The following is a 14,620-nucleotide window of genomic DNA, read 5'->3' on the forward strand; positions in this document are numbered from 1 at the left end:
CAAAAAAGGGCACTTTTTTGTACCTTACGGGAAACCCGTTTTCCTATATGATACATTTACCAGTATTGATTACTGACTTAGGTTTAATACTTGCTGCCGCAGGAATAACAACGCTCCTGTTTAAACGAATAAAACAACCTTTGGTTTTAGGCTATATTTTAGCCGGATTATTGGTTGGCCCTCATGTTGCCTTTTTACCTACAGTTACTGATAAAGAAAGTATTCACATCTGGGCAGAGATCGGTGTAATCTTCTTACTGTTTAGTCTTGGACTTGAATTTAGTTTCAAAAAACTGGTAAAGGTTGGCGGATCAGCTTCAATTACGGCCATTGTTGAGGTTGTCTTTATGCTCATCATTGGTTTTGTTGCCGGTAAAGCAATGGGCTGGTCTACCATGGACAGTATCTTTTTGGGCGGTATCCTTTCTGTCTCGTCCACAACAATCATCATCAGGGCATTTGAAGAACTCGGTGTTAAGCATAAGAAATTTGCGGGCCTGGTATTTGGCGTATTGATTGTTGAAGATCTGGTTGCAATTTTGTTATTGGTATTACTCTCAACCCTTGCTGTGAGTCAGCAGTTTGCCGGTGCAGAAATGCTGGTTTCCATATTAAAACTATGTTTCTTTCTCATTTTATGGTTTATAGGCGGTATATTCCTCGTTCCAACTTTTTTAAAGGCTACTAAAAAGTTGATGAATGATGAGACGATGCTGATTGTATCTATTGCTTTATGTTTAATTATGGTATTGCTGGCTGTAAAAGTTGGCTTCTCTCCTGCCCTTGGTGCCTTTATTATGGGGTCTATATTAGCGGAGACTACACAGGCAGAACGGATTGAACACTTAACTAAATCGGTAAAAGACTTGTTTGCTGCAATATTCTTTGTTTCGGTAGGTATGCTGATAGATCCGAGGATTCTGGTTGACTACTGGATACCAATTGTGATTATTACTTTTGCCACCGTTTTAGGCAAATTTTTAAGTTCTGGTTTTGGCGCGCTTCTCTCCGGACAACCTTTAAAAACCTCAGTGCAAACTGGCTTAAGTTTAGCACAAATTGGGGAGTTTTCTTTTATTATTGCCACATTAGGGCTGACTTTAAAAGTAACCAGTGATTTCCTATACCCGATTGCGGTAGCGGTATCGGCCATTACGACCTTCACTACCCCCTACCTGATAAAGTCTTCTGAGCCATTTTACTATTTCCTGGAACGAAATCTACCTAAGAAATGGGTGGAAGGTTTAAACAGGTACACATCGAGTACTGCCGGAATTACTACACTGAGCGATTGGAAAGTTTTATTAAAGTCGTACACATTTAACATCATCATTCACTCTGTTATTCTAATTTCGATTGCGATTCTGGGTTCAAAATACCTGCAGCCATTTATCACAACAAACCTTATTAACGGTAATAACGGGATTATCCTTAGTCTGGTTGTTACGTTAATTATCATGACGCCCTTTCTGTGGGCGCTTGCCATCAGAAGAATTGAAAGAAAGGCTTACTCCCATTTATGGTTGAATAAGAAGTATACCAGGGGCCCATTGGTTGCCCTCGAAGTATTCCGTATTTCACTGGCTATTTTCTTTGTATGTTTCCTGATCTTTCAGTTTTACAACAATTGGATTGCCATTGGTATTGCATTAGTTCTGATTGTTTCAGGAATGGTTGTCTTCTCCAGAAAACTACAAAGCTTTTATAACCGGCTGGAAAGTCGTTTTTTATTAAATCTGAATGCCAGAGAGGCCCAGAACGCACAACCGGAAATCTTGCCATGGGATACTCACCTTGCTGAGTTAACCGTTGCTCCGGAATCTACATTAGTAGGTCAGACATTGATAGACTTATCTATTAGAGAAAAATATGGGGTGAATATTGCTTTGATAGAGCGTGGTAAGATCATGATACCAACACCTGGAAGAGACGAAAGATTGTATCCTAATGATAAGGTCATGGTGATCGGTACAGATGATCAGCTGGCCCAAATTAAAGAGCTTTTTGAAGCTAGCGTAGATGAAAAAAGCGAAACAGATAGTTTCCCTAAAAAAGATATGACTTTACAGAAGATCGTCATCAATACCAGCTCTCCTATCTATGGTCAAAGTATACGCAGTTCCGGCATAAGGGAAACTACGCAAGGTCTTGTGGTTGGTATTGAACGCAAAGGGAAACGCATATTAAACCCCGATTCGAACATGGTATTTGAAAATGAGGATATTGTATGGATTGTAGGAAATAATAAAAAGGTTCCGGAATTGTTAAGTAAGCCTCAGTAAAAAACTATTTAATCAAATGGATATAAATGACTTTGATAACATGATAGGCTGATAGCGCAAAAAATAAAAGTGCAATACTCTTATTAACGATATAGCTACTCAAAGTAAACTTCTCCTGAATGTATTGCGCAAACCGCGCAAAACCATACAGCGCAAGCGCCGCCCCAATACCTGAACCGATACTAAAAACTGATAGTGAAAGGTATCCAATATCAATCCATTCATGGGAAATAAGATAAGTACCTACAAATAACCAGTATGGAATTTGCATAGGGTTCACTACCCCTAACAGCAAACCGTATTTGATACTATCCTTTTTCGAATAATCGGCCTTGGGCATTTCTTTTCTTGATTTCCAGGTAAGTACACCTAAAACAGCGAACATCAGGATCATTACCACATCAATGGTATTTTCAAGGTTGATCTCACTGGAAAGCCATTGCACGAAACGCATAACACCGAACGTGAAAAGAACTTCTACAGCAGAAAATGCCCCAATAAAATACAGGGCCTGACGAATCCCCCTGGTGATGGTAATCTGAACTACCGAAAGATTGATATTGCCGGGAGGAATATATCCCAGCATATTCAGAACAACACCAAGAAAAAAGGTTAAAAAAAGCATGGGCGAAGATACAATGATTTCACAGATTTCATAAAAACGTTTGCACTAATCCAGACTACATATGGTCTTCCAGGTACTTTGCTGTGTAAGAACCCTTTACCCCTACAAGATCCTCTGGAGTACCTTCAAACACCACATTACCACCTTTATCACCTCCCTCCGGACCGATATCTATTACCCAGTCGGCCGATTTAATCATATCCATATTGTGTTCAATAACAAGAATAGAATTTCCCTGTTCAATTAACGTATTCAACGCAATCAATAGCTTCTTAATGTCATGGAAATGAAGTCCTGTAGTTGGTTCATCAAATATGAACATTGTTTTATTGGCATTGTTTCCTTTGATCAGGAAAGAAGCAAGTTTAATCCGTTGTGCTTCACCACCAGATAAGGTATTGGACGACTGTCCCAAATGAACATAACCCAACCCTACATCTACCAGTGGCTGTAATTTTTGTAATATTTTGGGTTCATTACTAAAGAAAGCAACAGCTTCTTCAATAGTAAGATCCAGTATATCCGCTACATTTTTGTCCTGATAAGTAACATCAAGTACTTGCTGTTTAAACCTTCTGCCACCACAAGTTTCACATGGAAGATAAATATCGGCCATAAACTGCATTTCAATTTTAACCTCGCCTTCACCCTGGCAAACGTCGCAACGACCACCTTCAACATTGAAGGAGAATGCAGCCGGTTTTAATCCAGCAGCTTTTGAAGCCGGTAAAGCAGAAAACAGGGCTCTGATATCATCCCAGGCTTTTACATAGGTAACCGGATTTGATCTCGATGAGCGCCCTATTGGATTTTGATCCACCATCTCTACCTGGCTAACCAATTCATAGTTACCATATATTCCGTCATAAGCACCTGTTTGTTCTCCAGAATAATTACCAATTGCCTTTTGTAAGGCAGGGTAAAAAATCTTTTTGATTAAACTGGTTTTACCCGATCCTGAAACTCCACTGACAACTGTAAATACACCAAGCGGTATTTTTACATCTATATTTTTAAGGTTATTTTCCCTTGCCCCTTTAATTAAAACATGATCTTTCCAATTTCTGCGTTTACCAGGAATTGCAATTTTCTCCTTTCCGGAAAGATATTGTCCGGTTAAGCTGTTTTTATCTTTGATGATTTCCTTATAGGTACCGCTAAATACCAGGTTACCACCATGGGTTCCTGCCTCAGGGCCAATGTCAATGATATGGTCAGCAGCCTTCATCATTTCTTCTTCATGCTCCACTACCAATACGGTATTACCCACATTTCTAAGTGATTGCAGCACCTCTATCAGTTTATTGGTATCTCTGGGGTGCAAACCTATACTAGGTTCGTCGAGTACGTAAATTGAGCCAACAAGACTACTTCCCAGTGACGTGGCCAGGTTGATCCTTTGCGACTCCCCTCCCGACAAAGTGTTAGACAGCCTGTTCAAGGTTAAATAGCCAAGTCCTACATTGTTTAAATATAAAACACGGTTCTCAATCTCACCAAGTAAGCGTTTAGAAATCTTTTTGTCTATTTCGGATAATTTTAAGTTTTCAAAGAAATCCCTTATTGTTGCCAGCGGCATTAACACCACATCTATAATGGACTTATCAGCAATTTTAACGTAGGAAGCATCTTTACGCAACCTGGAACCTTTACAATCGGGACAATTGGTCTTCCCTCTATATCGGGACAACATTACCCTATATTGAATTTTAAAAGTCTGCTCTTCCAGTTCCTTAAAGAAATCATCCAATCCGCCAAAGTACTTATTTCCTGTCCAGATCACCTTTTGTTCTTTCTCGCTTAGGTCACTGTATGGTCGATGGATTGGGAAGTTAAACTTATCAGCATTATGGATCAGCTTATTCAGCCATTCCCGCATTTTTTCCCCTCTCCAGGGCGCAATTGCATTATCATATATACTTTTGCTTTTATCAGGAATTACCAGGTCTTCATCAATACCGATTACGTTTCCGTATCCTTCGCACCTTTTACAGGCACCATAAGGATTGTTAAAGCTGAAAAAATTAGGCGTTGGTTCTTCAAAACGAATACCATCAAGCTCAAACCGGTCACAGAAATGGTTAGATTTACCTTCGTGCTCTACATAACAATCCCCTTTCCCTTCGAAAAAAGCAGTTTGTACCGAATCGGCAATTCGACTTAAAGTCTCCTCTTCTGTATTCACTACGATCCTGTCGATCAATATATGAACCGTATGTTCATCAGCGAGCTCAAAATCTTTAAAGTCTTTATCCTCTAATATATCTTCTATTTTATGGACTTTACTTTTATAGGATACCCTAAGAAATCCTTTTTGTAAAAGAACAGCCAGTTCTTCTTTTAAAGACCTGTTGTTGTGTGGAAATAAAGGACAAAAAATGGTTACCACACTATCCTCACCCAGTTCGGAAATAAAATCAACCACAGTAGTTACTGTATCGCGTTTTACAAGGTTACCTGATTCAGGTGAGTATGTTTTCCCTATGCGGGAAAAAAGCAATTTTAGATAATCATAAATTTCGGTGGATGTACCAACCGTAGAGCGTGGGTTGGATGTGATCACCTTTTGCTCAATTGCAATTGCCGGGGCAATACCTTTGATATAATCCACATCAGGTTTATTCATCCGCCCCATAAACTGACGGGCGTATGACGACAAGCTCTCTACATACCGGCGCTGTCCCTCTGCATATAAGGTGTCAAAAGCCAGGGAAGATTTGCCGGATCCCGACATCCCGGTGATCACAACCAGCTTATTTTTTGGGATCGCTACGTCTATATTTTTAAGATTATGAACTCTGGCACCCTTTATGATAATATTTTTATGTGGATCTTTATCGATTTCGTTATTCATTGATTTCTTGCTAGAATAGTGCTAATATAACCCAAATAACACAATTTTGGTTTTTTCAGCGAGTGCAAAAATAAGGCTATCAGACCACTTTTAATTTTTTTTAACACTTTTTATATGGTATTGTAATAAAAAAATGCTTCTTTTGAAGTATTAATACAACAAACAAACTACTAACTAACAAACTAATAGGAGAACTCATATAGAAGAAAACATCTACTAAAGTATTTTTTTAGCAAGCAGCAAGGGATTTTAGTAAGGATACTCCTATGAAATTACAACAATTGAGTGATCAAGATTTAGTAAAGTTATATCTTCACGGCGATGAAACCGTTTTAGAAGAACTTCTAAGTAGACATAAGTCAAAAATTTATACATCCATATACCTACTGGTCAAAGATCAATATTTGGCAGAGGATATATTTCAGGACGCTTTTATTAAGGTGATTAACACCCTCAGATCTGGTCGTTACAATGAAGAAGGAAAGTTTCTACCCTGGGTGATGCGAATTGCACACAACCTGGTGATAGATTACTTTAGAAGGGAAAAACGGACACCAGTTATTACAAGTGCAGATGGCACTGATGTATTTAACTTATTGCAGTTTCATGAAGAAAGTGCAGAAGATAAAATGCTAAGGGAACAAACTCACTTTGATTTAAGGGCAATGATTCATTTATTACCCGACGATCAGAAAGAAGTTTTGATTATGCGCCATTATGCAGACCTGAGTTTTAAAGAAATTGCAGACCTGACTGATGTTAGCATTAACACCGCTTTAGGGCGTATGCGTTATGCGTTAAACAATCTTCGTAAGATGATGAAGGTGAAGGAGATCTCTTCGTAAAGAAGATGTTACAATTCATTCGCAATTAGGTGAAAATAAATAGATGAAAATTGCGTTTTTCATGTAAACTAATTTGCGCCACTGCTTATGATAGAAACCTTTACTTCAATTGACAACTTAAATTATCCTCAACGCGGACAAGAAAATGCCGAAAATGTTGAAGGGCTGGATTTCATGTTTTATGAAAACATAAAATCTCAGTTGAACACGCTTAAGAAAGAGCCTTCGGAGGAATCCCTGGCTAAAATCTTAGCTTATTCAAGAGCAAAATAATTTATCCCGAACTTAAGCTGCCGCGAAATCGGCAGCTTTTTTTATGTTCAGATTTTATCTAAGTTTGCCTCATGCTCAAAAAAGAAAGATACCAGCTTTTTGTGTCCCATTTTTCTGCCAGGCAACCAAATGCCGAGACAGAACTTCATTATAATAATCCTTTTCAGTTATTAGTGGCAGTTATTTTATCTGCGCAATGCACTGATAAACGCATTAACCAGGTTACACCTGCATTATTTCAGCGGTTTCCAAATGCCAAAGCACTGGCAGAAACCACTCCGGATATTGTTTTCGATTACATCAGGAGTGTAAGTTACCCTAACAACAAAGCCAAACATCTGGTTGGCATGGCCAATATGTTGTTAAATGAATTCAATAATGAGGTGCCATCAGATATAGATCAATTGCAGAAAATGCCTGGGGTTGGACGTAAAACGGCTAACGTTATTGCTTCAGTTATATATAATGCACCGGCAATGGCGGTCGACACACATGTTTTCAGGGTAGCGAACAGAATTGGATTGACCACGGGTAAAACACCGCTGGCTGTAGAGAAAGACCTCGTTAAAAACTTACCGGAACATACTATACATGTAGCACATCACTGGTTGATTTTGCATGGCAGATATGTATGCCTTGCGAGATCTCCTAAATGCAGCATTTGCGAAATCACACATTTTTGTAAATACTTCCAGAAAAACAACAAAATAACTAAAATAATTAGCGATTCTGAAGAGCTAATAAAATAAGTTAAAGTTTATTTGTGATTTTAAATTTAAATTACACTATATTTGCTAACATAATTAGTAAAACAGAAGCGGAATTTATTAAATAAATTAGAACGCTATCTTATTCAAAGAATTATAACAACATGAGCACAAACGCAGACAAATTAAAAGCGCTACAACTTACTTTAGATAAGTTAGAAAAATCATATGGTAAAGGCACCGTGATGAAACTTGGAGATAACGCTGTAGAGCCTATCGAATCTATTTCTACGGGATCTATCAGCTTAGATATTGCTTTGGGCATTGGCGGGGTTCCAAAAGGAAGAATCATTGAAATATACGGCCCTGAATCATCTGGTAAAACCACATTGGCCACTCATATTATTGCAGAAGCACAAAAAAAGGGTGGTATTGCTGCAATTGTTGATGCGGAACATGCTTTCGATAAAGGATATGCAAAAAAATTAGGTGTTGATGTTGACAATCTATTGATCTCACAACCTGATAATGGTGAGCAGGCATTAGAAATTGCCGACAACCTGATTAGATCAGGAGCTATTGATGTTATTGTGATTGACTCTGTAGCTGCATTGGTACCTAAAGCGGAAATTGAAGGTGAAATGGGTGATTCCAAAATGGGCCTTCATGCACGTTTAATGTCTCAGGCTCTACGTAAACTTACAGGAACGATTTCTAAAACAGGATGCTGCTGTATATTTATCAATCAATTACGTGAGAAAATCGGTGTAATGTTTGGTAACCCTGAAACAACAACAGGTGGTAATGCCCTTAAGTTTTATGCTTCAGTACGTTTAGATATCCGCAGAACATCACAGATCAAAGACTCTGATGAAGTAGCCGGAAACCGCGTAAAAGTGAAAATAGTAAAAAATAAAGTTGCCCCTCCTTTCCGTATTGCAGAGTTTGACATTATGTTTGGTGAAGGTATTTCTAAAACCGGTGAGATTATCGACTTAGGTGTTGACTTCAATATCATCAAAAAAGCAGGTTCATGGTTCTCTTACGGAGATACTAAATTGGGTCAGGGTAGAGATGCAGTTAAACAATTGTTACTTGATAACCCTGAATTATCTGAAGAGATCGAATCAAAAATACGTGCTGAGGTTACCGGAGAAAAACTAGAAGAGAAACCTTAATTATCTATATGCCTGTCGTCCTGACGGGCACACTAAAAAAGGGATAATGAATCATTATCCCTTTTTTTCTTGAATCAAATTTGGTTACTACCTATAACTTGGCATTTGAGTTTTTAACCTTGATCCTGGCCCGGTACTCATAAATTTAGTGTCGTACTTTATAATAGCTATAACTGCAATTATAGCCATAGCAATCAATACAAAAATACCTATGTAGTTCTTCTTTTTATCTTTTCTAATCAACCACACCAGGAAAACAACCAGAGGAATCAATAACAATCCAAAAAATACATAGCTCGCTGCGTTCATAATCTTCTATTTAAGTTTTAAAATTCCATTCGTGAGAGCGGTGCCACCTCTTGTCCTACAAAATCACCGTTCAAATATTTATGATAGCCGGCTATAGCGATCATTCCAGCGTTGTCTGTACAATATTGAAATGCCGGAATATAAACGTTCCAATTTAATTGCACTGCCATATCTTGTAAAGCCATCCTTAAACCACTATTGGCAGAAACACCTCCGGCAATCGCAATTTCCTTTATTCCATATTGCTTCGCGGCTTTCTTTAGTTTATTTAAAAGAATATGAACAATGCTATGTTGAACAGATGCGCAAATATCATTTAAATTATCCGCAATAAAATTAGGATTAACTTTTTCCTGTGCCCTGATGAAATACAAAATAGAAGTCTTAAGACCGCTAAAACTATAATTCAAGTCTTTAATTTGGGGATCAGCAAATTTAAATGCTTTTGCATTCCCTTCCTTAGCATACTTATCTACTAAAGGCCCTCCCGGATACGGCAGGTTCAATATTTTTGCCGTTTTATCAAACGCTTCACCTGCGGCATCATCAAGGGTCTCGCCTACTATTTCCATGTTAAAATAATCTTTAACCAACACAATTTGCGTATGACCGCCAGATACAGTTAGACAAAGAAAAGGGAATTGAGGTTTTGGATCGTCGATAAAGTGCGCCAAAATATGCGCATGCATATGGTTAACTGCTACCAAAGGTAAATCGAGTGCCAAAGCAAAAGATTTTGCGAAAGACACGCCAACCAGCAAAGAACCAAGTAAGCCTGGCCCCCTCGTAAAGGCAACAGCATTTAAGTCGTTTTTGCTTACTTTAGCATCTGTTAATGCTTGCTGTATAACCGGAACAATATTTTGCTGATGTACCCTCGAGGCGAGCTCGGGAATTACACCACCATAATTTTCATGAATTGTTTGGTTTGCAATAACATTGGCAGTAATTTTGCCGTTGTTACATATGGCAACTGAAGTTTCATCACAAGAGGATTCTATAGCAAGTATTACAGACACGGTTATTTATATTTAAGCTACAAAACTATTAAAAAACTATTAAAAATACTTCTTTGGCTTGTTGCATCAGTAATTTTACTAGTTGCGGTTATTATTTTCGCCCTTCAGTTTAGGCCTGTGCAAACGTATGTGGCAAAAAAAGCAGCCGCATACCTCTCTGAAGAGCTAAATACAACCATATCTTTAAGTGGCATATATGTCAGGCCCTTTAAATCTATTGTTATAGAAGACCTCCTCGTACTGGATCAGCAAAAAGATACGATACTAAATACACCGAAATTTCTGGTAAACATTAATCAGTTCTCTCTAAAACAGCGAATAATAGCGATTAATACTGTTCAAATTAATGATGGATCCTTTTTCCTGAAATCGTTCAAAGACAGGTCTACCAATCTCGATTTTATCATTGACTACTTCGATTCCGGAACTAAACCTGTCAAAAAGAAGAAAAAAAAACCTTACCAGATTTCCTTTGATAGGATCATACTCAACAACATCAATTTTAAATACAAGAATTTCAGAGTGGACACCATCATGAGGGGAATTAACTTTGATGATGTTGCTTTAACTAACCTAAATGGTATTTTCGAAAAGTTCAATACGAAGGACCATATACTACAGACCAATATAAAAGATCTCACTTTTAAAGAAAAAAGCGGATTTTACCTCAAAAATCTTACAGCCTTTACTACCATTGACACCAATAGCATCGAGCTGAAAAATATGATGTTGTTGACTAACAGAACAAGACTGACAGATTATTTTCAGATGCGCTTCAAAAGCTATTCAGATTTTAATGACTACATCAATAAAGTAAGGATGAAAGCCAACTTTGTTGATAGCCACATTTCCTCTCACGATGTAGGTTATTTCACTTCCGAGCTTGACCATATGAACCTCGACATTGATGTTGACGGTCAGGTTACCGGTCTCGTTAATAACCTAAGGGCTAAATCACTGTCTGTTAAAGCAGGAAAAGCCACCTATATAAAAGGCGACTTTATCTTAAAAGGTCTGCCTTATCTTAAAGAAACATTTATGGATCTGAAGATAGATATGGCAGGAACCAATAAAGCTGATCTGGATGAAATTGTTGCAGATATAACCGGCAAAAAAGGAACAGTCGTACCTAAGGTAATCGATAAGTTTGGCAACGTCAATTTCAACGGGTCATTTACAGGTTTCAAAAATGACTTTATCGCTTACGGCGAATTTAAAACCAAACTAGGTCGATTAGTCTCGGATGTAAACATGAAAATCGACAAAAAAGGCATTCCCTCCTATACCGGAAGTGTAAAAACCTATGATTTCAATTTGGGAGACCTGATTAATGAAAAAATGTTAGGCCGTATTACTGCTTCTCTGGATGTTAAAGGGCGGGGAACAGAAATCAATAGTCTATCAGAAAAATTAAATGGAGATATCGATTATATTGATTTCAACAACTATAGGTATAGAAACGTTAAAATTGATGGCACTTTCGACAAGAAGTATTTTGATGGACGCCTAAAGATTAATGATAAAAACGTACAACTTGCTTTTGATGGTGGCGTGAACTTAAATCCAAAGTTACCTGTATTCAACTTTAAAGCGACTATTAAAAATGCCAAGCTAAAAGCTCTTCAATTATATAAAGACTCTCTGAAAATAGACGCGGTATTCAGCACCAATTTTTCGGGCAGCAATTTAAATAATATACAAGGAAACCTTCGTTTACAGGAGATAGTGCTGGACAATGTAAAAGGAATTTATCATGTCGACTCTGTCGAATTACAAGCTAGTGGCATTGGTAAAGAACGTAGTTTAACTGTAAAATCGGATATCCTCAATGCCAGTATCAAAGGTCAGTATGACTTAAATACCATCCCATCCTATTACAAAAGTCTCGCAAAAAAATATATCCCCTCTTTAAAAGCTGACATCGTAAAGTTTAGTGATCAGATTTTCCAGTTTAACCTCGAAATAAAACGTTTCGAACCGATCGCTGAATTATTGGTACCGGGGCTGGAGATTGAAGATCAGGCAATTTTTGTGGGTAATTTTGATTCACCAAACAACACTGCAACATTAAATGGCTTTATAAAAAAGCTAAAATACAAAGGGATTGTTGTCAACAACATCATTGTTGATGAAAATACAAGTACGAATCAACTGCAAGCTATTATAACATCCGACAGGGTTGACTTAAATGATAGCTTATATATAAAGAACGTAAACATTTCTAATATTCTAAGGAACGACAGTTTATCTCTTAACGTTAAACTTTCTAACGAAGATGATGTAAATCAGCTCGATTTAAACGGACTGATAGAATTTGCCAGTGATACAACAGCCCGGGTTAGCATTCTTCCTTCCATTTTAAAGGTGAATAATGAAGATTGGAAAATTCAGGAAAAGGTAAGGATAAACTTCCACGATGGAAAAACCGAGATTAGCAATTTCGACCTCAATAATGGCCGACAGTTTGTAACATTGGATGGTATACTCTCCAGTGACCCTAACGATGTCTTGCTGGTCGGCTTCAAAGATTTTAGTCTGACGACCCTCAACCCATTTGTAAAAACACTGGGTCTGGAAATAAGTGGCAATGTAAATGGAGAAACCACATTAGCCAATATTCTTAAATCTCCGGAGATACATGACAATATTAAAATAGATTCCTTAGTGTTTAACGACACTTACATTGGTAGTTTAACTGATACATCGTCATATGACAGGGCAAAAAACACAGCCAATATTTATACAAATATTATTACTGGAGATAGGGAGACTTTAAGAGCTGTCGGAAATCTCGACCTTGAAAAGAAGGAGATCGATCTGGAAGTTAACCTCGACAAAACTGAACTGATCGTTTTAGGGCCATTCGTTAAACAGCTGGTTTCTGACTTAAAGGGACACGTATCTGCTGATCTGACGGTAAAAGGTTCTTTTGACAAGCCAGAAATTAGAGGTACTGTCGCATTAGATAAAGCCGCAATGACTATAAACTACCTTAAAACCAGGTATACCATATCTGATGAAGTCACAGTTGATAACAGTGTAATTAATGTTGATGGGCTGAAATTACTGGATGTTGACGACAACGAAGCTATAGCAAAGGGCACGGTAGATTTAAATGATATTAATAACCCTACCCTGGATGTGGAGGTTGATGCGACAAAGTTTATGGCTTTAAACACGACAGAGAAGGATAATCCGCTATACTTTGGGCAAGCTTATGCGACCGGTACTTTTAAATTTAAGGGACCAACGAATAAGATGTTTATTGGAATTGACGCAAAAACTGAAAAAGGGACAGTCTTTAATTTGCCCCTCAATAGTTCTGAAACGGTTTCCAGTAAAGACTTTATCACTTTTATAGGCAAAGACACCACTAACTTTGTAAAGAAAGCAACCAGTTTTGACGGCTTAACCATGAACCTGAAAGTAAATGTAGACGCCAATAGTGTAGCCAATATTTTCACATCATTGGGCAACCTGAGTGGCAGAGGATACTCTAAAAACCTTGAATTGAACATTGACAGCTATGGCGATTTCGAGATGTCGGGTGATTATATTATTGAATCGGGAAGCTTTGATTTTACTGCGCAGGAAGTCATCAATAAAAAGTTCAATATCAGACAGGGAGGAACGATCAGGTGGACAGGTAACCCGACTACAGCCCAGATTAACTTAAAGGCCATATACTCACTAAGAGCCAGTTTAGCGGATCTATATTCCGCAGCAAACAGAGAAAGTGGAAAAGAGAAAGACCGTGTACTAACGGAGGTGGAAATGGGCTTAAGCGGCTTACTTTTAAAACCAGACATTAAGCTGGATATATTTTTCCCTTCCGACCCTTCTATTAAAGAAGAGATGCAGTCGTATTTTAACGATGATAACAACAGAAACTTACAAGCTTTAAGTTTAATTATCAGACGTAGTTTTGCGCCTGGAACAGGAAGAGAAGCGCTGGGTAAACAACTTACGTCCGGTGTGGCAAGTACTGCGACAGAGTTGTTGTTCAACCAGTTTAACAACGTATTATCTTCATTGAACCTGGATTTTGTTGACATCAATATCCGTTCTTTAAGTGAAGCCAATGCATCTTTCCGCTTTTTCCAGGACAGGATTGTTTTAAATGCGGGCATCGTAGACAAAAGAACTACAAATAGCGACTTATCACCTATCGGCTTCTCCAGTAATACTGTAGGTGGCGAAGTTGAGGTACTTGCATTGATCAAGAAAGATGGTACTTTAGTAGGAAAGCTGGCCAATAAGCCCCCTACCCAACAAAGCATTTTCTCTAACGTAGGTATAAATCAAAATACCAACGTAACATCCTTTGGTTTGATATATACACAACAATTTGATAGTTTCCGGGAATTCCTTCAAAAGATATCTGGCAAATTAAGGAAAGAGGAGAAGCAGAAAAAATTAGAAGCAGAAAAAAAGGCCGCTGAAGATGCTAAAAAATCTTCAACGGCCCCTGTATCTGGTAAAGATGCGGTCTTAAACGACCAAAAAAAGCTTAAAAGGAAATAAATCC

The 14,620-nt window shown here is 37.9% G+C and carries 10 protein-coding genes; 6 read left to right on the forward strand and 4 right to left on the reverse strand.

Annotation, left to right across the window (positions count from 1 at the left end):
* Positions 1-47: 47 nt before the first annotated feature.
* Positions 48-2,282: a cation:proton antiporter gene (locus tag R2Q84_RS22430; RefSeq protein WP_316818840.1), complete on the forward strand. Its 2,235-nt coding sequence runs from the start codon at positions 48-50 to the stop codon at positions 2,280-2,282.
* Between the two features lie 4 nt (positions 2,283-2,286).
* Here R2Q84_RS22430 and R2Q84_RS22435 read toward each other — a convergent pair whose 3' ends face one another.
* Positions 2,287-2,907 (reverse strand): lysine transporter LysE, encoded by a 621-nt coding sequence (locus R2Q84_RS22435; RefSeq protein ID WP_316818841.1) that lies wholly within the window; start codon positions 2,905-2,907, stop codon positions 2,287-2,289.
* Between the two features lie 55 nt (positions 2,908-2,962).
* Positions 2,963-5,761, reverse strand: a complete 2,799-nt coding sequence (gene uvrA / locus R2Q84_RS22440; RefSeq protein ID WP_316818842.1) for an excinuclease ABC subunit UvrA — start codon at positions 5,759-5,761, stop codon at positions 2,963-2,965.
* Between the two features lie 266 nt (positions 5,762-6,027).
* Here uvrA and R2Q84_RS22445 point away from each other — a divergent pair, with 266 nt between their 5' ends.
* The 4 genes from R2Q84_RS22445 (at position 6,028) to recA (ending at position 8,764) form a co-directional block, all read left to right on the forward strand.
* Positions 6,028-6,606 carry an RNA polymerase sigma factor gene (locus tag R2Q84_RS22445; RefSeq protein WP_316818843.1) on the forward strand — a complete coding sequence of 193 codons (579 nt, stop codon included), beginning with the start codon at positions 6,028-6,030 and terminating at the stop codon, positions 6,604-6,606.
* An 87-nt stretch (positions 6,607-6,693) separates the two neighbouring features.
* Entirely contained in the window at positions 6,694-6,879 is a 186-nt protein-coding gene (locus R2Q84_RS22450) for a hypothetical protein (protein ID WP_316818844.1), read from the forward strand.
* Between the two features lie 71 nt (positions 6,880-6,950).
* Entirely contained in the window at positions 6,951-7,628 is a 678-nt protein-coding gene (gene nth / locus R2Q84_RS22455; protein WP_316818845.1) for an endonuclease III, read from the forward strand.
* Positions 7,629-7,750: 122 nt separating this feature from the next.
* Positions 7,751-8,764 carry a recombinase RecA gene (gene recA / locus R2Q84_RS22460; protein WP_316818846.1) on the forward strand — a complete coding sequence of 338 codons (1,014 nt, stop codon included), beginning with the start codon at positions 7,751-7,753 and terminating at the stop codon, positions 8,762-8,764.
* 87 nt (positions 8,765-8,851) lie between these two features.
* On the opposite strand, the gene R2Q84_RS22465 is transcribed toward recA, so the two are convergent.
* Complete coding sequence (locus R2Q84_RS22465) at positions 8,852-9,073, reverse strand: hypothetical protein (protein WP_316818847.1); 222 nt, start codon at positions 9,071-9,073, stop codon at positions 8,852-8,854.
* Between the two features lie 17 nt (positions 9,074-9,090).
* On the reverse strand, positions 9,091-10,092 hold the full coding sequence (tsaD, locus tag R2Q84_RS22470; RefSeq protein ID WP_316818848.1) for a tRNA (adenosine(37)-N6)-threonylcarbamoyltransferase complex transferase subunit TsaD: 1,002 nt from the start codon (positions 10,090-10,092) through the stop codon (positions 9,091-9,093).
* Positions 10,093-10,221: 129 nt separating this feature from the next.
* On the opposite strand from tsaD, the gene R2Q84_RS22475 reads away from it, so the two are divergent.
* On the forward strand, positions 10,222-14,616 hold the full coding sequence (locus R2Q84_RS22475; protein ID WP_316818849.1) for a translocation/assembly module TamB domain-containing protein: 4,395 nt from the start codon (positions 10,222-10,224) through the stop codon (positions 14,614-14,616).
* Positions 14,617-14,620 lie beyond the last annotated feature (4 nt).

The organism is Pedobacter nyackensis (genome assembly GCF_032678475.1).
Lineage (GTDB): Bacteria > Bacteroidota > Bacteroidia > Sphingobacteriales > Sphingobacteriaceae > Pedobacter > Pedobacter nyackensis_A.

Excerpts from the sequence above, each read along its gene's own strand:
- R2Q84_RS22430 (WP_316818840.1), top strand. The coding sequence starts at position 48 with ATGATACATTTACCAGTATTGATTACTGACTTAGGTTTAATACTTGCT.
- R2Q84_RS22435 (WP_316818841.1), bottom strand. The coding sequence starts at position 2,907 with ATGCTTTTTTTAACCTTTTTTCTTGGTGTTGTTCTGAATATGCTGGGA.
- uvrA (WP_316818842.1), bottom strand. The coding sequence starts at position 5,761 with ATGAATAACGAAATCGATAAAGATCCACATAAAAATATTATCATAAAG.
- R2Q84_RS22445 (WP_316818843.1), top strand. The coding sequence starts at position 6,028 with ATGAAATTACAACAATTGAGTGATCAAGATTTAGTAAAGTTATATCTT.
- R2Q84_RS22450 (WP_316818844.1), top strand. The coding sequence starts at position 6,694 with ATGATAGAAACCTTTACTTCAATTGACAACTTAAATTATCCTCAACGC.
- nth (WP_316818845.1), top strand. The coding sequence starts at position 6,951 with ATGCTCAAAAAAGAAAGATACCAGCTTTTTGTGTCCCATTTTTCTGCC.
- recA (WP_316818846.1), top strand. The coding sequence starts at position 7,751 with ATGAGCACAAACGCAGACAAATTAAAAGCGCTACAACTTACTTTAGAT.
- R2Q84_RS22465 (WP_316818847.1), bottom strand. The coding sequence starts at position 9,073 with ATGAACGCAGCGAGCTATGTATTTTTTGGATTGTTATTGATTCCTCTG.